Raw genomic sequence first — 21636 nt, 5'->3', positions numbered from 1 at the left:
GTAGGGAAGCGAGGGGGGTATCCCCTCTCGCGTAATAATACGTGAATGCATCCAGTTTCGAATTAGTCTGAAATCTGGTTATCTGTTAAACATCTCTTGAATATGAGACTCAAAAGATTTTATGAATGTAGTTGTTTCAACGGAAATTGCTTTGTTTTTGATTTTTGCTAATCCTAAGTAGCCCTTGTCTGGAATATTTATACGCAAAGGAATTGCGATTAATTCACCACTTTTGATGTATGGATTATTAAGCAACTCGGCCTCTGTCTCGATTGCGATAGCTAATCCTTTTCTGACGGTTTCCCGAATGGTTTCATTATTATTAGTCTTAAATAAAACTTCAAAGGGTCCGAACCTTTTATTGAATTTTTCGAAAAACCAATTCATAAATTCGCCATTGTACATAACCAAGGTATGATTTAATAAGTCTTGTGGCGTTAAAGAGCTGAAAGAGGCCAAAGCCGAGTGTTTGTCAACGAAGATAAAGAATTTGATTTCATAAAAACTGCGAAATTCAATCGTATTGCAGTAGTTTAACGTGTTTTCGTAAATAACCAAAATACCGATATCAAGTTCCTTATTTATTGTGGATTTAACGATTTCCACTGAGCTCAATTCCCGAAACGTAATAGACTGATAAGGGAACTCTTTTTTTATTTGAGATAAAACTTTAGGGAGAAAAGGCAGGTGCAAACCTGAAACTAGTCCAATCTTTAGCTCTTCTTGATCTAATTCTCTGAACTTTTTTGCGTTGTTTTTTAGTTCTTCAAGACCCAATAAGATTTCTGAAGCATTTTTGATTAGAATGTCCCCTTCATCTGTCGGCTTCACCCCTAAGGATGAACGTTCAAAAATGGTTACTCCTAACTCCTCCTCCAGTTTTAACACGGATTGGCTAATAGCCGACTGTGAGATATGTAAATCTTGAGCAGTTCTAGAAAATGAATGGGTTTTTGCAATGGAAACGATATATTCAAGTTGTTCTATTCGCACAACATTTCCTCCCGCCTATAGTAACTTTAATTCTGTCGGAAATAACAACCAGTACTTAAGTTTGTCTCATCCTATCATTATAGTGGATGGAATCTCATGGTACCATAGTGAGCGTTATACATAATAGATTCTTAATTGCTATAAGCATCTGTATGGATAGGATTCGACGGAATTCCTTAGCAGATTTATGAACTTTCACTTTCACTTTCACTATCTTATACAAGATATTTTGGGACTCTTGATCATATTTGTTAATATCAGATTGATCTTCCTATGTTTTAAGTTAATGAGGCATAAGTTTTCTGAAAATATCGTAGTAATAATGTTTCACTACTTCCTCTTTTTAAGTGCGGGCATCAACTTCTTAATCTCTGAATTTGGTTTATTTACCTGGTTAACCAGTATATTTTTAATAATTTTAGGTAAAGTACTTATAATGCCTGTCAATAAACAAGGGTTCACCTCATGATTTATGGTATACTATAAGTACACAAACGGCTTTTGAATCTTCGATAAAACCCTGATTTGCACATAAACGCTTGGTACAGGATGTTAACGGAAAACAATTAGGTGAGAATTGGTTTGTAAACGTCTGGAACCCTTTCAACTCAAGGTTTCAGGCGTTTTTGTTTTGAAATTGTGCTAAATGGTTAGGCCGTCAAAATTAGACTAAGGGAAAGCGGAAGTGCTTGTCATCAAATGTTCGTTTGTTCACCCAATATTTTATTGTTTTTAGTGTCACTTTTTAAAAAATTGAGTTACGATGAGTATAGCCAGATTTAGATTGGGAGGTACGTAATTAGAATGAGTAAGTTTCCGAAAGATGCAATGCGTATGTTAAAAGAGACGAGTCGTACGTTTTATATTCCGATCACTTTTTTGCAGAAGGAGTTAAAGTATTCGGTTGCATCCGCTTATTTAGTATTTCGGGCAATTGATGAGATTGAAGATCATGAGCAATTGGATAATAACGTAAAATATACAATTTTAATGCAGGTAAGCGAATTATTTAACAAAACTTTTGATAACGAGGAGTATTTAAAAATTCTGGGGCAGACTAATGTACAAATGCCAGCAGTCACAATTCGCTTAGTAGAATGGCTGCAAGCTTGTCCCGAAGATGTGCTGCCAATCGTGACGAACGCTGCGCGCGAAATGGCAATTGGGATGGCGAAGTGGTCAAAAGCAAATTGGGAAATCCATACGCGTGAAGAGTTGGATGATTATACATACTACGTTGCGGGGCTTGTTGGGGTGATGCTTTCGGATCTTTGGGAGCATTATGGTGAAGCGAAAACCGATCGGGAACTTGCCATCGGTTATGGACGTGGGCTTCAGGCTGTAAACATTCTACGCAATCAGCAGGAAGACTTGGATGAGCGTGGTGTAAGCTTTGTACCTGATGGATGGAGTCGTGCCGACCTATTCAAATATGCAGAGGAAAACTTGTCAAAAGCAGATGAATATATGAAATCTCTTAGTAAGAAAAACATTATATTATTCTGTCGTCTGCCGCTCGCTCTTGCGCATAAAACATTAGCCGCGATGAAAGAAGGACGCGAAAAGATGACACGTGCAGAAGTCGAACAAACAGTGGAGGAAGTTCAAATCAAATAAATCTATCGATATGTTGTGTGGATAGAGAGTTTGAACATTGTTAAACAGCCATCTGAAACAGAAAGCTGTAAGAATATTGAGGGTAAGGGCAGGTGTTGGCATTGGCCAATTCAATTGAGCAAAGAAAGTCGGAACATATTCAAATTTCGTTGAACGAAAAGGTTACGGGCGAGTCGATTTCCACAGGGTTGGAGTCGTATGTGTTTCTCCATAATGCACTTCCAGAAATCGCATTTGACGAAATTTCTATTGAAACCACGTTTCTCGACTTTACATGCAAAGCACCGTTTCTCATTAGTTCCATGACAGGCGGGACAGCCCTTGCCGAGACGATTAACCGGAATCTGGCAGTAGCGGCGGAAGAAAGGGGCTGGGCACTTGCGCTCGGTTCAACTCGAGCATTGCTCGACAGTGATGGCCATACCTCCTCATTTTTGATGAGGCAGTATGCCCCTAATATCCCGATCATCGCCAACTTGGGCGCTGTACAGCTCAATTATGGATACGGTGGCGACGAATGTAGGGAAATTGTCAAGAAAACCAAGGCGGATATGCTTGTCCTACATTTGAATAGTATTCAAGAAGTCATTCAGGAAAATGGAGATACAAATTTTAAAGGTTTATTAAAAAAGATTGAGCAGCTCTGCCATACACTAGAAGTTCCTGTTGGGGTGAAGGAAGTGGGATGGGGAATCGATGGTCAGATCGCTGAAAAGTTAGTTGAGGCTGGCGTGGCGTTTATCGATGTAGCCGGAGCGGGAGGCACTTCCTGGAGTCAGGTGGAAAAATTTCGAGCGAATGACCGGATCCGTCGTGTTGCCGCCGAAGCATTCAGCGATTGGGGCATTCCGACTGCAGAATCCATTAGGTTGGTTCGCGGGAAGATTGGAAACCGTCCGTTCATTGCTAGCGGCGGAATGCAGACAGGATTGGATGGTGCCAAAACGCTTGCGTTAGGGGCTGACCTGGTCGGTTTTGGACGAGCCATCCTCAAAGAAGCAACCCAAAGTCCTGAAGCGGTCCTAGAAATGATGGAAATCCGGGAAATGGAACTTCGGATGGCGATGTTCGGAATCGGGGCTCAGACGATTCAGGAATTGAAGGACACACCTCGTTTGAAGGAACGATGATAACCGATTTTCACTTGGCACAAGAAAGATCCAAACTTTACTGGTATGCAGGTATTCGACTAGCGTCGATGTGAAGTTGTTGGTCATTTACTGTAAGTGCTCGCAAAAAAAGAGCCTTACACCGTACCAGGCGCCAGAGGCATTAGCGCGTTTTTAGTTGAGAAAGGGACAACAGTCCACACGATTACAAAGAAAAAGCGATCCTGCCAAAGCTCGCTCTATCAGCAAAAAAGAGGAACCTATCCCATAAGTCAACAAAATAGACAGGGCTGTTCAGCAAGTCAGTGAAAACTGATTTTCTGGACAGCTTTTTCTCTTTGGTCCTGTACTTTTATAATGTAGTTTTAACCAAAGAAGGTACATTTTCCTTTAGTTAGGTATTTTTGCGATTATTTCAATTTCCGCAAAAAGATTTTGCGCCTCAAAAAATAAATTTTCAAACCGTTTGAACATTTTTTTCGTTAGCTTTAGTGTAGGTATTTATTTCAAGGGAGGTTTTGAAATGAAGAAAATCGGTAATTTACTGTTCGCGGTTATGCTACTCTCTGGATTGATTATGACAATCGATTTGACAAATGAGAATGAGATCGAGGCGAAAAAGAAACCAAACACCGTTTATGTGTATGGTCCTGGTGGTCCACTTGGGCCGATGGAAGAACTGGCGAAACGTTATTCAAAGGGAAAAGGTATTCAAGTTTACGTCACCGCGGGACCAGAAGGGAAGTGGATTGAACAGGCAAAACAGGATGGTGACATCATTTACGGAGGGTCTTCATATATGTTACGGAACTTCTCGTTTTCCTACCCGGAATTGTTAGATGAAGAGACGTGGACCGAGCTATATGCCCGACCTGCGGGCATCCTTGTAAGGAAAGGAAACCCCAAAAATATTCAATCGATTACAGATTTAGCAAAAGACGATATACAAATTGTTGACGTGAATGGAGCCGGTCAACTCGGACTTTGGGAAGACTTGGCTGGCAGGGAAGGCGTAATCCCCGGTATTCGAAAGAACATGGTAGCCTCGGTGAAAACAAGTGCTGAAGCAATTGAGTTATGGAATTCAGAGCCGACGATTGACGCATGGATCACGTACGAATCGTGGCATTATCGTCTTCTAGATATAACGGACCTTGTTATGTTGAAGGAGGAGGATAAATTATATAGGGGAACACCCATCGCATTAACTGTAAAAGGATCGAAAAATAAAGAGGCGGAAAAATTTTTAGCGTTTTTACAAACGGAAGAAGCCCATGACGTCTTCCGTAAATGGGGTTGGAAGTAGAAAAGTTTGAAAACAGCTAAAACCGTTACTGAATTTCCGTCGTTACCTGTAGTGAACAGCTAAAACATGAAGGAGGAAGAAGTGATGCGAAAATGGTCTCTTGGATTGTTGTTGATGATGGTTGTTGCACTGTCAGCTGCATGTGGAAATGGTGACGTGGCTGACAGTCAGGTCGAAGATCAGGTCGAGGTATCTCCTGGAACTGCTGGACCGGCTTTGCAAGTTTTATCGGCCGATGAGGTTGACGAGTATTTAGCGGATGATAAAGGAATGACTATTTATTATTTCAAAAATGATGTGGAGGGCAAGAGCAATTGTGTCGATGATTGTCTTGCCAATTGGCCACTTGTAAAAGCCGGTGATTACGAAGTGCCAGAAGGATATGATAAAGCCGATTTCGGAAAAATCACCCGAGAAGATAATGGTGAGGATCAACTGACATACAAAGGGCATCCCCTTTATTATTTTGTGAAAGATGAGTCGCAAGGTGATATGAATGGGGAAGGCGTCAAGGGTGTATGGCATATTGTGAATAACGAGACGGAATTTGAATAATTGAGTTCACGGGGGAAACTTGAAGGGTTTCTCCTGTTTTTTGTCTGTCAACCCTTCCATCTGTTCACAGAATATATTCTTGTTGTTAAGATGGAAAAGTAGGAACATTCTAAAAGAAAGGGGTGCGATTGTATGCATACAAAAAGTGATGTAGAGCTTTTTAAATTAGTTCGAAAGAAAAATCGTGGTGCACTTGAGGAATTGTATGATCGGTATGGAAAGGTCGTATTCAGTTATGCCTATAAATTTTCGAATAAACAAGTCGACATGTCGAAAGAAATTACACAACTTGTCTATCTGAGGTTATGGACGACTGGAAGTAGCTATGAAGCTTCAAAAGGGAAATTCATCAATTGGCTCTTGACCATTACAAGAAACATCTGTCTTGATTATGTGAAAAAGGAACAGCGACACAATCAGCAGGACGATAGAATTGCGATTGAGCATATGGCAAATCCGAAAAATGAAATTGAAGAACATATCAACAAACAGTTTATCCAACAGGCAAAAATGAAGTTGACGGTGAAACAGCAACGATTAATTGATCTTTTGTATTGGAAGGGCTGTACGCTCCAGGAAATCGCTAAAATTGAGCAAGAGCCGATCGGAACTGTGAAGAGCAGGCTTCATCAGTCTTTGAAACAGCTACGTTTATACATAGGAGAGGGTGGAAGGGAATGAAAAACAGAAAAAACGAGCGACCTGCAGAATCTTCTTTATCTAATGATACATTCGAACACGATCTCCAAGGAGAGGTAATGGGAGTTTGGGAAGCGATGCATTTTGATTTTGAAAGTGTTGAGGAACCTTCTGGATTGAAAGAAGAGGTTCTGAACTTTGTGTTTAATCAAGAAAGTGGGGACAACAAGCAAACAGAAAAAGAAGGATTTCACATCAAGTCGATATGGAAGCAGTTTACACCATTTACAGCGAGCTTTTGCACAGTAATGCTACTTTGCATCGTCCTATTGGTCTTTCCGATTCATCAACCAGGAATAGGGGTCAATGAGATTGTCGCATCCATGAAATTGAATGCTGTGGATGAAGAGTTAGGGGAAGCATATGGGTATGCGTTTCTTATAAATAAAAATGGCAAAGAGGAGCTCATCATTAATGTATATGATTTTCCCCAGATACAAGGGAAGGAAGTCTACCAAGTATGGATGATTGATAACGGTCGTCGACAAAGTGCAGGTGTATTCAAGTCGGATAAAGAAGGGTTCGGTGTTTTGACAGTGGATACGTCAAAACTAGACGCATTTGACACGATCGGAATTACATTAGAACCGGATGCAACAAGTAAGCAGCCGAGAGGGAAGAAAATTGTTGGAACGGGCTGATGGCATTTCACTCTGGATGTAAAACGGAAGTCGAAAAGATATGTGTCTCGATCATGGCAAATAGTTCCTGTCCTCAAGGTCGTTTGTCACTTGCCGATCGTTTCTTTAAGCATATGCTAGAAAAGTTAAGAAAATTAAAATGGACGGCGTATTCTGTGCTAATGTCCTTTTGCATTTGAAAGTGAAGGGAAAGCGGCGATGGTTGGGGATGGAATTAATGACGCTCCAACACTTGCAACGGTGAATATTGGAATGGCTGTTGGAAAGGATATAAACATTGCCATTGAAGCGTCAGATATTATACTTGTGTGGTGATTTAAATAATGTGGCGGATGTCATTATTATGAGTAGAAAAACAATGCGCAATATTAAACAAAACTTGTTTTTCGCTTTCTTCTACTACACCGTCGGAATTCCAATTGCAGCAATCGGTCTATTAGCGCATTTGGGGGAGGTACTGCGATGGCGTTTAGCTCAGTATCCGTAGTGGTGAATGCTTTACATTTACAGAAAGTGAACACAAAAAATTGACAAGAATAGCCTATGCCGACTTTTTTAAAGTTGACATAGGCTATTTCTAATTCATATGTTGCTTTAAATTTGCCATGAAAGACGTGTTCTAATTTAGTTTGGTCGTTTTGCGATCATTTCGATTTCTACGTCCGCTCCAAGTGGTAGCGCTAAAACGGCTACGCATGTTCTCGCAGGATAAGGTTCTGAAAACTGCGTTGCGTATACTTCGTTCATTGCGGAAAAATTATTCATATCCGTTAGGTATACATTTACTTTTACAACATCATCCGGTGTAAGATTAGCTGCTTCCAACGCCTCGAACAAATGAGTGAAGCACTGTTTTGTCTGGAACCCAATGTCACCTGCCATATTATCCTCCGAAACGGAATTCATTGCAGTCTGTCCTGATAGATAAACTAAATCACCTGCATCTACCGCGTGTGAATAAGGACCTGATGCCGTTGCACCCTTTATGTTATAAGTCTTTCTTGCCATTGTTATTCCTCCTTTTATAGATAAGCTGATTGTCCAATGTGTGAAATGAATTTGAACAATCCAGCAATCCAAGATTAATAGAAAGCATTAATTTTAGATTGCTGGATTGTTCTGGAGGGAGGTCAGCCCCTTGATGACTTAAAGCCATTTTTCAGCCCATGATTCCACAGCTTTGAGAGCTTTCCCTAATTCATTTCCTTTCCTTGTTAAGGAATATTCGATACGCACGGGTCGATCTGCAATTACATTGCGGAGAATGATGCCCGATTCTTCTAATTCTTTAATGCGTTCATTGAGCACACGCTTACTCAAATCTGGAATATAAGCGTGAATCTCACTAAAGCGTTTTGGTTCCTCGAGAAGCGAATGAATGATAAGGCCTATCCATTTCTTACCGATTAATTGATAAGAATGTTCGACTTTATTACATAAAGGCGGCCGTTGCATTTCTTCTCCCATTTTTTCACTCCTTTACTTTACAGATGATATACATATTATTGATTACCTTTTAACTTTTAGTAACTCTACACTGAAGCCATTTAAAATAAAATTTATATATTTTCATTTATCATACCATAAAAATGTGTATGTTGAATATGCTTAGGATGTTTTCACGGAGATCCATATTTCCATGTTGCCTCATCAAGGCATCAGTTTTTGTTTCTCGACATGAATTTATGGCGAGGACAATGGGTGATGGAGCATCCTTAAATGTATTAATGATCTTGAAATTCGGTGGAATAAGCGTTTTGGCTGGAAAGGCTTACCGGCTGGGAAATTGGGGTAAAGGATATGGAAGAATATTTGACACCTCAATCTTGGCTAAAAGTAAATGTGATGGGTGGATGTATTGCGTTTTTGACAAAATGGTCACAATTATATATACGAATGGTAATCGAAGGTATACGATTTGTATATAAGATTTTATTGTTACTAAAAGTAATTTGTATATCTTAAGTATAGAAAGGAGAGTAAAGCCTTGTGCTTGTACAAATTAAAGAAGTACATCGAGGTGTCCGATATGCAAATTTCGTTTGAACAAACTAAAGTTTGGGAAAATAGAGAGGTAAGAAAAACAGTTCCTTAAAAAAACCTGAAAGAAATGGAAATAGGGGAAGTCTTCATACTGGATGTAAAGGTTTAAGAACTTTGAATAAATAAAGGCGGATCGGTTAACATACGAGTGCTCGGCGGGCTGAATAATAGCATGTATTTCAATTATAGGGAGTCCAAACTCCTGTAGCTGACGCTTCGCTTTCAGTATAAAAACATTCGCTGACTTAATTCAAAATCTGGACGCAATTACGCCGTGGCGCAATTGATTGAAAGGCTAATTCGATACGATCAAGGAGGGTTTCGATTGAAACAAATCAATCGAGAACAACTAAAGAAAGCGGGTTTTAACGAAGATATATTGCCGACGAAGCCGGAAGCTAGAAATTGGAACGTCGGAAACTATGCAACCGTATGGATGGGGTCAGTGCATAATATCCCGAACTATATTGCAATCGGCGGATTGTTTGCTTTAGGAATGTCTGTTGGACAAGTGTTCGCCGTCATTATGGCAGCTTCCGTTGTATTAGCGATCGTGATGGTTCTGAATGGTCATGCGGGATCTAAATATGGATTACCTTTTGCAATGCTGATACGCTCCTCTTACGGTACGAAAGGTGCAATGATTCCGGGGATTTTACGAGGGGTTATTGCAGCGATTATGTGGTTTGGATTTCAAACCTATGCAGGAAGCCAAGCGTTAATCATTCTCATCGGAAAACTTTGGCCTACGTTTTTAACGTTAGGTGGGGATTGGAACCTTTTGGGATTAACATTACCCGCGTTAATATCGTTTTTATTATTTTGGTTATTTAATGTTGCTTTAATTTATGGTGGATTGGAATTCCTGGGGAAATTTACAAATATCCTTTCTCCACTTGTTTACATTGTTTTTGGTGGTATGGCGATTTGGGCCATTCGGTTAGCTGGCGGAATTGGTCCAATCTTAGCTTATACAGGTACAGGAACGAGCGAAAATCAAATCGTTTTCTTTGTAGCAGGTATGACCGCAGTAATTGCTGCTTGGGCTGCCCCAATAGTCAACGTATCTGATTTTACAAGATTGGCCCGTTCTACGAAGGCTCAGGCTATCGGACAAACTTTAGGTTTGGTTGTGACGTATTTATTGTTTGCCATCGCTAGTATTGCGATTATTGTAGGCTCTGAAATTGCCTTTGGTACACCCATTTGGAATGTATTGGATGTTGTGGCTCGATTTGATAGTGCTTTTGCAATCGGAATATCTGTACTTACACTTTGTTTAACCACATTATCGGTGAACGTGACAGGTAATATTGTTCCTGCTGGTTACCAATTAGCATCACTTTTCCCGAAGAAACTCACGTTTAAATCGGGTGCAATGATTGCTGCTGTCATCGGAATTCTCGTCATGCCTTGGAAACTGATGGAGAACTCGACAAGTATTTTCACATTCCTAAGTATCGTTGGCGGCATATTAGCTCCTGTAGCAGGTGTTATGCTGGCTCATTATTTTGTCGTGTCGAAAACAGAACTTGACTTGGGTGAATTGTATTCCAAGAAAGGAAAATACAATTATAAGAATGGTTTTAATGTAAATGCCCTCATTACAACGGCCGTCGCCGGTGTACTAAGCTTAATTGGTAATTTCGTCCCATTCTTTGAACCACTTTATGATATGTCATGGTTCGTAGGAATTATTACAGCGTTTATTCTTTATAGTGTACTGGAGATGCGGAACATTAAAAATGCTCAGTTCACGAATGAAGAAAAATAGCCGAGCATTATTGAGGGAAATTTCGGTTTCGAGTTTTTATCGAATTTTTATCAGGGAGGGTTTGGTCATGATATGAGAAAGGGATGAAAAAGTTAGCGCAAAGCGAGAGTCTATTGAGAATCGTGTCCGATTTTTACAGAAGCGGACGTTAACAGTTTTAGAAAAATATCTACCGGAGGGATAAAACATGACTATTTACGATTTAATTATAAAAAACGGAACGATCGTTACAGCAGATTCAATTGTTCAAGGAGATATTGCTATCAAGGGCGGAAAAATTATGGAAGTATCTGTCGATAAGCCTTTGGAGGCGACGGCGGAGAAAGAAATCGATGCGGTAGGACTTCATGTTTTTCCAGGAGTAATTGACTCACATGTTCATTTTAACGAGCCGGGCAGAACAGAGTGGGAAGGTTTGGAGACAGGAAGCAGAAGCTTGGCAGCAGGTGGAGCGACATCATTTTTTGATATGCCGCTGAATAGTACACCACCTACCATCAATAAAGCGAATTTAGAACTGAAACGTTCAGCTGCCGAGGAAAAATCCATAGTAAATCCATATTACTGGGGCGGGCTTGTACCAGAAAACTTAGATGATTTAAAGGATCTTCACGAAAATGGCGTTATCGGCTTCAAGGCGTTTATGTCACCAAGTGGAATTGATGATTTCCATAATGTTGATGATGAAACGATTTACAAGGGAATGAGAGAGATTGCATCCTTAGGATCCCTTTTAGCCGTTCACGCTGAAAGTACGGTCATGTGTGAACAACTTGCAGAGGAAAGAATAGGTCAAGGTAAAGTGACGGCAAGAGACTACGTCGAATCGCGTCCAGTCATTTCGGAAATTGAAGCGGTCCGAAGAATACTTTCCTATGCAGAGCTGACGGGTTGTAAACTTCATATTGTACATGCAAGTAGCCGGAAAGTCGTGGAAGTGATCAATGATGCTAAACATAGAGGTGTCGATATAACAGTTGAAACATGCCCTCATTATTTATCGTTGACCGTAAAAGACTTAGAAGAGCAAGGCGTCATCGCAAAATGTGCTCCTCCATTAAGAGATCAAGAAGAAGTGGATGATTTATGGACGGCAGTCGCGAACGGAGAAATCGATACCATTGGCTCCGATCACTCTCCGGCGCCGGCATCGATGAAAGTAATCAGCGACAATATTTTCGATGGATGGGGAGGGATTTCAGGCGCCCAGTCCATGTTGAATATTCTTTTGACGGAAGGGCATTTCAAACGAAATCTCCCATTGGAGAAAATTGTTGAGTTAACTGCAACAAATCCTGCAAAGATATTCGGACTGACAACGAAAGGAAAGATTGCAGCTAATTATGATGCGGATTTGACGCTTGCTGATCTGAACGAAAGCTTTGAACTAAAGAAGGAAGATCTGTTTTATCGTCACCAACATTCACCTTATGTCGGTATGACGTTCAAAGGGAACGTGAAGACGACAATTGTCGGCGGAAAAGCAGTGTTCGAAAATGGAGAAATACAAGAATAAAAACTGTCCGTTCCTGCAGTTATTATAAAGGGGAAGGGGAATTGGTAGTATGGCGCCAAGGGAAGCACAGCCTCAATTTCAGCAGAAAAAGAAATTCATGATTCCATATTGGTGGAAGGTAGTTTTTGCATTTACATTAGGATGGATGTTTATCAATGCGAATAAATATTTCTTGAACCCGATATTGGATAACATCGGCTTGGAGTATAATCTGAATAATTCCCAACTGGGGCTCGTCAACAGTATCTTCTTTCTGACATACACGATCGCACAAATACCAGCTGGAGCGTTCAGTGATAAGTTCGGTAGAAAAAAACTACTCGTCATCGGGTTTATCTTATACGGGATATTGACGGGCGTCAGTGGTCTCATGGCTGGTTTCACCGGCTTTTTGGTAGCTCGTGCAATTGCAGGCCTTTCTTCGGCAACGTATTACGGCCCCCAATTCGCTCTTTCTTCCGAAGCGATTCCAGAAAAGCATAGAACGGTTGGCAGTGCAATTATTAACAGTGGATCAGGGATCGGGATTGCTTTTGGGTTTATCTTATCGAGCACATTAGTTCTGGATATGGGAATGAAATGGACCATTCCCTTTTATATCTTCGGCATACTAACAGTTCTTGTCGGAATCCTGATTGCGGCACTAGTTAAAGAAAAAAATCCTGAAGCAATAGAAGAAAGGGAACAACTTGAGAAGACTTCCGTTAATACAGAAAAAGTGTCGGTAATATCTTTACTTAAAAACCGTAATCTACTGGTTACTTTTCTTGTCTTATTCTGCTCCATTTATGGCTTTACGGTGGTTGTCACATGGTTGCCGAAGTTTTTGGAGACCGAAAGAGGCTTTCACGGCAGTCAAGTCGGTTTGATAGCGGCTTTGGTTCCATTGGCTTCAATACCCGGAGCCCTCGTTGCAAGTTATATTTCGGATCGCTTAGGTCGGAAGAAACCTTTCGCTTTTGTACTTATTCCAATTGCAGCGATCGCATTATGGGCAACTGTCTATGTGCATAGTACAGCACTGTTGATCACTGCATTATTGATTTATGGGCTATTTGGTAAAATTGCGCTGGACCCACTTCTAATCGCATCTGTTTCTGAAAACGTTCACCAATCAGCGTACGGGGTTGCCTTCAGTCTCTATAATTTTATAGGGATGATCTCGTCTGTTATTGCCCCATGGTTTGTGGGCTATCTTGCCGATAAAACAGGCAGCATGACTGCTGGGTTTTACTCAGCGGTGATCGTTCTTGGCGTAGGGTTCGTCCTTATGATGTTCTTTAAAGAAGTCCCGAAAGTAAAAGTGAAGGATGCATAAATAGCGTCTAGGGAATCGCATTCAGGATGTAAATAGGTTACATACAGAATTTTGAAGAATAAAAAGTAACCGTGATAATTTAGAATCAAAATCGAAAGGGCAGATGAATATGAAAGACTTAACAAGTGAAGTTGCTCACCTCGTCGATTGGTTAGGTGGATTTGGGAAGGATCCCGAAGGCGGTGTTACGCGATTACTCTATACAAACGAGTGGGTTGAGGCGCAAAAAGCGTTAGAAAAAGCGATGCAAGAAGATGGTTTGACGACTCGTTATGATGATATCGGCAACTTATTCGGACGTTTAGAAGGAAGTAAGTATAATGAAGAAACCATTTTAACGGGCTCTCATGTCGATACGGTTAAAAATGGCGGAAAATTAGACGGAGCATTTGGTATTTTAGCCGGAATTTTAGCGCTGCGGCATTTACAAGCAAAATATGGACAGCCTCTCCGGAACCTTGAAGTTGTATCATTTGCTGAAGAAGAAGGAAGCCGTTTTCCATATGCTTTTTGGGGCTCGAAAAACCTTGTTGGAATTGCAAAAAAGGAAGACGTTGAAAACATTGAGGATTTCGATGGTGTTCCCTTCGTTGACGCGATGAGAAAAGCTGGTTTTAATTTTAGGGATGAGTCGAAACCGGTGCGCACTGATGTAAAAGGCTTTGTTGAAATTCATATTGAACAAGGAAATGTTTTGGAAAACGAACGGAAGAGTATAGGGGTTGTCCATAGCATTGTCGGGCAAAGACGTTTTACAATTGAAGTAAAAGGTGTAGCGAACCACGCAGGCACAACGCCGATGGGATATCGGAAGGATGCTGTTTATGCAGCAAGCCAAATGATCCAAGGTGTGATCGACAAGGCAATCGAATATGGCGATCCACTTGTTGCGACAGTAGGCAAAATCGAAGTCAAACCGAACATTGTTAACGTTGTTCCGGGTAATGCCTTATTCACATTGGATGTACGGCATACAGAAAAAGAAATACTTGTAAAGTTTACTGAGGAACTCACTACAATTATCAATCGTATTTCCACTGCCTCCGGTGTAGAGACGACTATCGATATGTGGATGGACGAGAATCCGATACCGATGGATCCACAAATTGTGGGTGCCATTGAGAAACAAACGAAAGAAAAAGGATTGAATTACAAAATGATGCATAGCGGTGCTGGCCATGATTCCCAAATCATCGCGCCGATCGTGCCGACAGCGATGATTTTTGTGCCAAGCCGCGATGGAATTAGTCACAATCCTTTGGAGTATACAAGCCCGGAAGAGTTAGCAACAGGTGTTCAAGCATTGATGGAGTCACTATATGTTTTAGCCTATCAAGAATAAACAAGAGCAAAGTGAAGGCCCCGACAAGTGTAAGATCATCCAGCTATGTGGTAATTTTTGCTGTAAAGCTGGATTATTACGGAAAAGAAATCACCAAACTATTTCCAACAGTTCGGTGATTTCTTTCTTTAAGTGTAGGGATTCGCAGGAAGTAGATGACATCGTACCATGAGTAATCATTCATTGTATACATTCATCATCTCCTCAGCAATCTCTTCAGTAAGCGCTAAAAATCGTTTGGAGACCGATGACATATAACGGTTCCGAAGGGTAATGATACTTAGTTTGGTCTGCAATACGGGAGAAGCTATTGGACGGAGACTAGGTAAATCCGGGGAATTGAAGTGCTTGTAACAACTTGGTACAAAACAAATCCCTGCACCTTTCATGACCATCAATAGCATCGGTAATATTTCTGTTCCCCGATAAACGATATTAGGCGTAAAACCGCTATTTTGGCATGCCTCGATCACATCATCTGCAATTCCAAGTCCTTGTGAAGTGGTCGGTAAAAGAAATCGCTCGTCTTGAAGATCTGCTATTTCAATAGAGTCTTTTTCCCATAGATGATGATTTGGAGGAAGAGCCAAAAGCAGAGGTTCTTCGAGTAATGTTGACGTATGGATGTCTTCTGCCCTAACTGACGTCCGAACAATACCAATATCAATGGAGAGGCTCCTCAATTCGTTGAGAATATAAGAAGAATTGCCTTCCCATACATGTGTAACAATGTGAGGTGTGTCTTGTTGAATTCTTTTTATGACGTTAGGAATGATAAACAAATTTGCAGAAGTAATACAGCCTATTTTTACGGTACCTCTAATACCTTCATGATACTCGACCAATTGCCTTGCTGTATTATCCGACACGTCAAGCAATTCCTTACCTTGTTCATATAAAAACTTGCCACTAGCCGTTAACTCTAGATTTTTGCCAGAGCGGTTAAATAAATTAACCTCTAACTCCTCTTCAAATTTCCTTATTAAAATACTTAAAGGCGGTTGTGTCATCTGTAGGGCAGCAGCCGCTTTTGTAATACTTCCTTCTTCCACGACTTTAATAAAACAACGTAGACGATGTAGATTCATTCGAACGTCCTCCTCTTCTTGCATTCACAAAATATATGGTAAATATATATTATATATATTTTACATTATACAAAGGTAAAGATATACTATTTACACAATCACGAATATTAAGAAAAAATGAAATAAGTTTTTTCTTTCTTTTCAATTGGATAATTAAAAAAATATAATGGGGGTTTCTCGATGACTACTAAAAATACGCATCAATCATCTAAAACTGCAAAACTAGCTGAATTGGATAAAAAACACTTTCTTCATCCAGCTTCAAATCCGAAAGCTGTAGTCGACAATGGACCGGCTGTTATTTTTGCAGAAGGGAAGGGCGTAACAGTTACAAGTACGGATGGTATCGAATATATCGATGGCATGTCCATGCTTTGGAATGTCAATTTAGGACATGGCAACCAGGAGCTAGCTGAAGCAGGAAATCAACAATTGTCCACGCTTGCTTGTACCTCACAATTTAAAGCGTTTTCCAATGAACCTGCAATTCTCCTTGCGGAAAAGTTGGCCTCATTAGCTCCTGGAGATTTAAATAGTGTGTTCTATACTTCAGGCGGGTCGGAATCAAATGATACAGCGATTAAACTTGCACGCTTTTACTGGGAGCTAAAAGGTAAACCGGCAAAAAGAAAGTTCATTGCACTCAATAATGCCTATCACGGTGTAACGGTAGCTGCACAAACGGCGACGGGACTTTCGGCATATCACCACTTCTCAGGATCCAATATTGAGGGGGTTGTTCGTGCAACAGCTTATCTATTGGATAGTGAAAAAGGTGATAAAAATGCCCCGAATTATGAAAGTTCAATAAGAGCGACGATTGAGCGGGAAGGGGCAGATACGATTGCCGGCATAATTATTGAACCTGTTCAAGGAGCAGGCGGGGTGAACATTCCGCCAGACGGTTACTTGCAAGCCGTTCGTCAACTATGTGATGAGTTTAATATTCTATTTCTTGCAGACGAAGTGATTTGTGGTTTTGGTCGTACCGGAAAAATGTTTGGGGTAAACAATTGGGATGTTGTTCCAGATATGATGTCGATTGCCAAAGGTTTGACAAGTGGTTATGGTCAACTTGGTGGCGTGATGCTAAATGATGAAATCAAGCAAACTATTTCTAGTTTTGATGCGGTTGTTCCACATGGTTTCACATATAGCGGACATCCAACAGCCTGTGCCATCGCATTGAAAAATCTGGAAATCATAGAGCGGGATCAAATCATTGGTAATGTGAAAAGTATGGAACTTGAATTGAAAAAAGGATTAAAGTACTTAGAAGAAAAGCATAGTATCGTTACAAATTGTAGAGCGATCGGTTTATTGGCCGCCTTTGAACTTTATGAGGATCCAGCTAGTGGAAAGCTGTTTGATCCGACTGTATTTCCGGCAAACGCAGTGGTCGATGCGTGTTTTGAGCGACAATTGATTTTAAGAGCACTTGGTGCGCATAACCAAATAATTGCGATTGCTCCACCACTTATCATTAACAAAGAAGAAATCAATAAAATGATTCAAATTATTGACGAAGCGATTACTGCTTTTAAAGAAACACTGAACTGATTAATAAAGTAGATTCCAATAGGAGGTTTTAAACCGTGCTTTATATAAACGGTGAATGGCGTGAGACAGAGAACAAATTGGATGTGATCAATCCGGCAACTGGCAAAGTGATACGAAACGTTGCGACAGGTGGAAAAGTTGAAACGAAAGAGGCGATCGAAAGCGCTAGAGAGGCGTTCAGATCATGGGGCAAGACGACCGGGAACGTACGTAGCAACTATTTGTCCAAAACGGTTCAATTGATGAAAGAGAAGTCTGAGGAATTAGCTGAAACAATTACACTTGAAAATGGTAAACCGCTACCGGACGCGACTCGTGAAGTGGCGGGCGCCATCGCGTTTCTAGAATGGTATGCGGAGGAAGCGAAGCGGATATATGGAGATACAATTCCTGCCTCCGATCCGGATAAACATTTAATGGTACTTCGTGAGCCTGTAGGAGTATGTGCAGCCATTACTCCATGGAATTTCCCATTATCGATGATTACAAGAAAAATTGCACCTGCCCTTGCTGCAGGATGTACAGTTGTTTTGAAACCGGCCGATGTGACGCCGCTTTCTGCAATTAAAGTATTCGAATGCTTCCATGAAGCTGGATTACCTGCCGGAGTGGCCAATCTAGTCATCGGACCAGCTGAAGAAATCGGTAATGAGATGACGAGTAATCCGGATGTTCGTAAAATTACCTTCACGGGCTCCACCAGAGTCGGTAAGCAACTGATACGTGATTCAGCGGATACTGTCAAGAAAATATCGATGGAGCTTGGTGGTCATGCGCCTTATATCGTATTTGAAGATGCCGATATTGAAGCGGCAGTTGACGGCGTCTTAACATCAAAATTCGTCAATGCGGGTCAAACCTGCATCAGTACAAACCGAATTTACGTCGAGGAAACTGTAGCGGAGGAATTTTCAGCAAAATTAGCCGAAAAAGTATCAAGGTTAGTCGTAGGGAATGGCTTAAAGAATGGTGTAAATGTTGGTCCATTAATTAATAAAGCGGCCCTCGAAAAAGTGGAAAATCATGTAGAGAATGCAGTGAAACAGGGTGGGAAACTCATTTCAGGCGGCAATGTTTTCACACATAAAAATGACAGCGGTTACTTCTTTGAACCTACTGTTATTCAATATGCAAACGATCAAATGCAAATTACGACAGAAGAGACATTTGGACCGGTTGCCCCCATCTATACTTTTAAAACGGAAGCTGAAGTTGTCGAAAGGGCCAATCATGCTGAGTATGGCCTGGCCGCTTATTGCTATACAAAAGATTTAAGTCGGGGATTGCGCATGATGCGTGCATTAGAGTATGGAATTGTCGGTATTAACGACCCGGCTCCGGCAGTCGTGCAAGCTCCTTTTGGCGGTGTGAAAGAAAGTGGTATGGGGAAAGAGGGCGGCAAATATGGCCTTGAAGACTATTTGGAAGAGAAATATGTGTCCATTAATATGAAATGAACGGAAAAAAGACGAACCATTTTGTGGACCATAAATAGACTGCAGTAGACTTATTTACATCAACGAAGATCTTCCAGTAGAATAGCAGGTTTATGGAGAATAAGTCTACTCAGTTTTTAGTTTCCCAAAAGAAAGGAAGTATTTAGAATGACACAAGCACACTCGACAAATCATATACAGGAAATTGTCATCCGCAATATTGTAAAGGAAGATTTAGATGCTGTTGCAGAGCTTTCGATGAAGTGTTTTGGGCCCGATATGTCATTGAAACGTGAACATATTGAAAGTCAGTTAGAAATATTCCCGGAAGGTCAAATTTGCTTAGAGTATAAAGGTGAAATTGTAGGTTCGGCTTTAAGTTTAATTGTGAATTTTGACGATTACGGAGAAAAGCATACTTATTATGAAATCTGTGATCAAGGATTTATTCGTAATCATAATCCGAATGGGCGCAATCTATATGGCATTGAAGTCGGAGTGAATGAAGATTTTAGAGGAATGCAGTTGGGGCGTCGTCTCTATGAGGGACGAAGAAGGATATGTAAAGAATTGAACTTAGATAGTATCCTGATCGGTGGTCGAATGCCATTCTTTTATAAATATGCGGAACAGATGAGTGCAGACGAATACGCACAAGAGGTCATGAAAGGGAATATATATGATCCTGTCTTAACATTCCAAATGAAAAATGGGTTCGAGCTGAATAAAGTGATTGCCGGATATTTACCTAAAGATGAAGAGTCATTGGAATATGGAGCATTGATGGAATGGAAAAATGAGGATTTTACGCCTTAATCCGTGTTTGTACCTATATCGCTGGTTACTTTAGTTTGGAAAAACAGGCATGGGCTAAACCGTTCATCTACACTTGTAATGTACTTGGAAATGAAAGCGATTTCTTTTCGAGTGCATTACAATTTGAATTAGGCATGAAACTGATCGAAAAGGAGCGCTTGATGATGGAGATAGCAGATAAAGTAATTTTGAGCGAGGCAGTGTTTACAGGATTAGAAAATGAAGCAAGACCAGCTGCCCTTGCTATAAAAGGCAACAAAATACTAGCAGTAGGTGCAAAAGAGGAAATTCTATCATATATCGGTCCGGAAACGAGAGAGTATCATTTTGGGAATCAATTGATTATGCCTGGATTTCATGATGCGCATCTTCATCTAATGCTCGGTAGTCTTTTTACGCATGCAAGTGTTGATTTATCGGACGCTCGTTCTTCCGAGGAAGTGGCTATTCTTGTCAAGCAATTTGCCGATGAAAGGCCAGAGGATGAGTGGATTTTTGGTTATGGTTGGGACCAAACGAAGTGGGGTGTTAAAGAATTTCCGAATCGGTTTTTATTAGACAAAGCGATTAGTGACCGACCGGTGATTCTTTTTCATGCGGAAGGCCATTATACATGGGTGAATAGCAAAGCATTGCAAGTTAGCGGTGTAACGAAGAAGACGACGAATCCGGATTATGGAGTGATTGAGAAAGATAATAAAGGAGAATTAACGGGGATTCTCATTGAAACAGCTACTAATCTAGTAGCGGATATCGCACTTGCGCTGCCTGAGGAAAAGCAACGAGAACTTTTCGAGGCATTTTTGAAGCAAGCTGCGAGATTAGGTGTGACATCGGTTAATGATTTATATGCGAGCAGTTTCGATCGGCTGAAAAATTTGAACATGTATCACGAGTATGATAAAGCAGGAAAATTAACAACGCGGATTCATCTTTATCCTGCTTTAAGTGGGAATATCGAAGAGGCTAAAGTGATGCGTGATAAGTATAGATCAGAAAAATTAAAGTTTACAGGGCTAAAGCAATTTATTGACGGCGTAGTGACAGGGCATACCGCTTACATGCTCGATCCTTATTTAGATCGTCCCAAAACGAAAGGAGACCCCGCTTTTCCCGAAGAAACAATTAGAAATTGGGTGTTAACCGCTGATAGGGAAGGATTTCAAATTCGTTTTCATGCGATTGGGGATGGGGCGGTAAGACTCGGTTTAGACCTTTTCGAGGAAGCGCAACGAATAAATGGAATAAGAGATTCCCGTCATGCGCTAGAACATATCGAAGTGATTCACCCAACGGATATTCCTAGATTTAAGGAAATAGGTGTCATTCCTTCTGTACAACCTTCACATTTAGCACTCATGCCAAAAGAAAGTCATACATTGCGTGTTGGCAAAGAAAAAGATCCCTATACTTATCTTTGTAGAACTTTAAAAGACGCTGTAGATCATATAGCTTTTGGTACGGACTATCCTATTACAACGCTGAATCCGTTTAAGGAAATTTATTATGCTGTAACGAGATTAGATTTCACAGGGGAATCTAAATGGAATAAAAAAGAGCAAGTGACATTAGCTGACGCGATAAGGGCTTATACACAAGGGGCGGCCTATAGTTCTTTCAGAGAGAATGAACTCGGAACCTTAGAAAAAGGGAAACTCGCAGATATCATTGTGTTAGATTGCAATCTATTTGATATTTCAGTAGATCAGATACCTACAATTCAAGTGGAACTTACGATGATGGACGGAAAAGTTATTTATACTAACAGCGCCAATCAATAGGTTATTTCCGCCTTTCAAAGCAGAATGCTCATTTATATTTAC

At 40.6% G+C, this 21636-nt stretch carries 18 protein-coding genes and 1 pseudogene; 15 read left to right on the top strand and 4 right to left on the bottom strand.

What is annotated here, in order from left to right:
* Positions 1–78: 78 nt before the first annotated feature.
* Positions 79–993: a LysR family transcriptional regulator gene (locus ACFPRA_RS03505; protein WP_381430849.1), complete on the bottom strand. Its 915-nt coding sequence runs from the start codon at positions 991–993 to the stop codon at positions 79–81.
* An 804-nt stretch (positions 994–1797) separates the two neighbouring features.
* Between ACFPRA_RS03505 and ACFPRA_RS03500 the strand changes: the two genes are divergently transcribed.
* The 7 genes and pseudogenes from ACFPRA_RS03500 to ACFPRA_RS03470 all read left to right on the top strand — a co-directional run.
* A complete protein-coding gene (locus tag ACFPRA_RS03500; RefSeq protein WP_381430846.1) occupies positions 1798–2610 on the top strand; it encodes a squalene/phytoene synthase family protein in 813 nt (270 codons plus the stop codon).
* Positions 2611–2711: 101 nt separating this feature from the next.
* Positions 2712–3740 carry a type 2 isopentenyl-diphosphate Delta-isomerase gene (fni, locus tag ACFPRA_RS03495; RefSeq protein ID WP_381430844.1) on the top strand — a complete coding sequence of 343 codons (1029 nt, stop codon included), beginning with the start codon at positions 2712–2714 and terminating at the stop codon, positions 3738–3740.
* A 502-nt stretch (positions 3741–4242) separates the two neighbouring features.
* Entirely contained in the window at positions 4243–5025 is a 783-nt protein-coding gene (locus ACFPRA_RS03490) for a substrate-binding domain-containing protein (protein ID WP_381430842.1), read from the top strand.
* Between the two features lie 84 nt (positions 5026–5109).
* On the top strand, positions 5110–5580 hold the full coding sequence (locus tag ACFPRA_RS03485) for a COG4315 family predicted lipoprotein (RefSeq protein ID WP_381430840.1): 471 nt from the start codon (positions 5110–5112) through the stop codon (positions 5578–5580).
* 132 nt (positions 5581–5712) lie between these two features.
* Positions 5713–6261, top strand: a complete 549-nt coding sequence (locus ACFPRA_RS03480) for an RNA polymerase sigma factor (RefSeq protein WP_381430838.1) — start codon at positions 5713–5715, stop codon at positions 6259–6261.
* Positions 6258–6920 carry an anti-sigma factor gene (locus ACFPRA_RS03475; RefSeq protein WP_381430836.1) on the top strand — a complete coding sequence of 221 codons (663 nt, stop codon included), beginning with the start codon at positions 6258–6260 and terminating at the stop codon, positions 6918–6920. The genes ACFPRA_RS03480 and ACFPRA_RS03475 overlap by 4 nt, the downstream gene beginning before the upstream one ends.
* Before the next feature lie 189 nt (positions 6921–7109).
* A pseudogene (locus tag ACFPRA_RS03470) lies at positions 7110–7451 on the top strand (heavy metal translocating P-type ATPase); the annotation flags it as partial.
* A gap of 93 nt (positions 7452–7544) precedes the next feature.
* On the opposite strand, the gene ACFPRA_RS03465 reads toward ACFPRA_RS03470, so the two are convergent.
* On the bottom strand, positions 7545–7928 hold the full coding sequence (locus ACFPRA_RS03465) for a RidA family protein (protein ID WP_381430834.1): 384 nt from the start codon (positions 7926–7928) through the stop codon (positions 7545–7547).
* Positions 7929–8066: 138 nt separating this feature from the next.
* Complete coding sequence (locus ACFPRA_RS03460) at positions 8067–8387, bottom strand: winged helix-turn-helix transcriptional regulator (protein ID WP_381430832.1); 321 nt, start codon at positions 8385–8387, stop codon at positions 8067–8069.
* A gap of 901 nt (positions 8388–9288) precedes the next feature.
* Between ACFPRA_RS03460 and allW the strand changes: the two genes are divergently transcribed.
* The 4 genes from allW to allC all read left to right on the top strand — a co-directional run bounded on the left by allW (position 9289) and on the right by allC (position 14913).
* On the top strand, positions 9289–10737 hold the full coding sequence (gene allW / locus ACFPRA_RS03455; RefSeq protein WP_381430829.1) for an allantoin permease: 1449 nt from the start codon (positions 9289–9291) through the stop codon (positions 10735–10737).
* A gap of 187 nt (positions 10738–10924) precedes the next feature.
* Positions 10925–12253 (top strand): allantoinase, encoded by a 1329-nt coding sequence (locus ACFPRA_RS03450; protein ID WP_381430826.1) that lies wholly within the window; start codon positions 10925–10927, stop codon positions 12251–12253.
* Between the two features lie 49 nt (positions 12254–12302).
* Positions 12303–13571: an MFS transporter gene (locus ACFPRA_RS03445; protein ID WP_381430823.1), complete on the top strand. Its 1269-nt coding sequence runs from the start codon at positions 12303–12305 to the stop codon at positions 13569–13571.
* A 109-nt stretch (positions 13572–13680) separates the two neighbouring features.
* Positions 13681–14913, top strand: a complete 1233-nt coding sequence (gene allC, locus ACFPRA_RS03440; RefSeq protein WP_381430820.1) for an allantoate deiminase — start codon at positions 13681–13683, stop codon at positions 14911–14913.
* 176 nt (positions 14914–15089) lie between these two features.
* On the opposite strand, the gene ACFPRA_RS03435 is transcribed toward allC, so the two are convergent.
* A complete protein-coding gene (locus tag ACFPRA_RS03435; protein ID WP_381430817.1) occupies positions 15090–16001 on the bottom strand; it encodes a LysR family transcriptional regulator in 912 nt (303 codons plus the stop codon).
* 180 nt (positions 16002–16181) lie between these two features.
* Here ACFPRA_RS03435 and ACFPRA_RS03430 point away from each other — a divergent pair, with 180 nt between their 5' ends.
* From ACFPRA_RS03430 to ACFPRA_RS03415, 4 genes are all read left to right on the top strand, one after another.
* Entirely contained in the window at positions 16182–17561 is a 1380-nt protein-coding gene (locus ACFPRA_RS03430; protein WP_381430814.1) for an aminotransferase family protein, read from the top strand.
* Positions 17562–17596: 35 nt separating this feature from the next.
* Positions 17597–19018, top strand: coding sequence for an NAD-dependent succinate-semialdehyde dehydrogenase (locus ACFPRA_RS03425; protein WP_381430811.1), 1422 nt, complete (start codon positions 17597–17599; stop codon positions 19016–19018).
* 147 nt (positions 19019–19165) lie between these two features.
* Positions 19166–19813 (top strand): GNAT family N-acetyltransferase, encoded by a 648-nt coding sequence (locus ACFPRA_RS03420; RefSeq protein ID WP_381430808.1) that lies wholly within the window; start codon positions 19166–19168, stop codon positions 19811–19813.
* 35 nt (positions 19814–19848) lie between these two features.
* Entirely contained in the window at positions 19849–21594 is a 1746-nt protein-coding gene (locus ACFPRA_RS03415; protein WP_381430806.1) for an amidohydrolase, read from the top strand.
* The last annotated feature ends 42 nt before the right edge of the window (positions 21595–21636 follow it).

The sequence above is a fragment of the Sporosarcina soli genome (genome assembly GCF_042655805.1).
Lineage (GTDB): Bacteria > Bacillota > Bacilli > Bacillales_A > Planococcaceae > Sporosarcina > Sporosarcina soli.
This window is presented reverse-complemented; position numbering and strand designations above follow the sequence as displayed.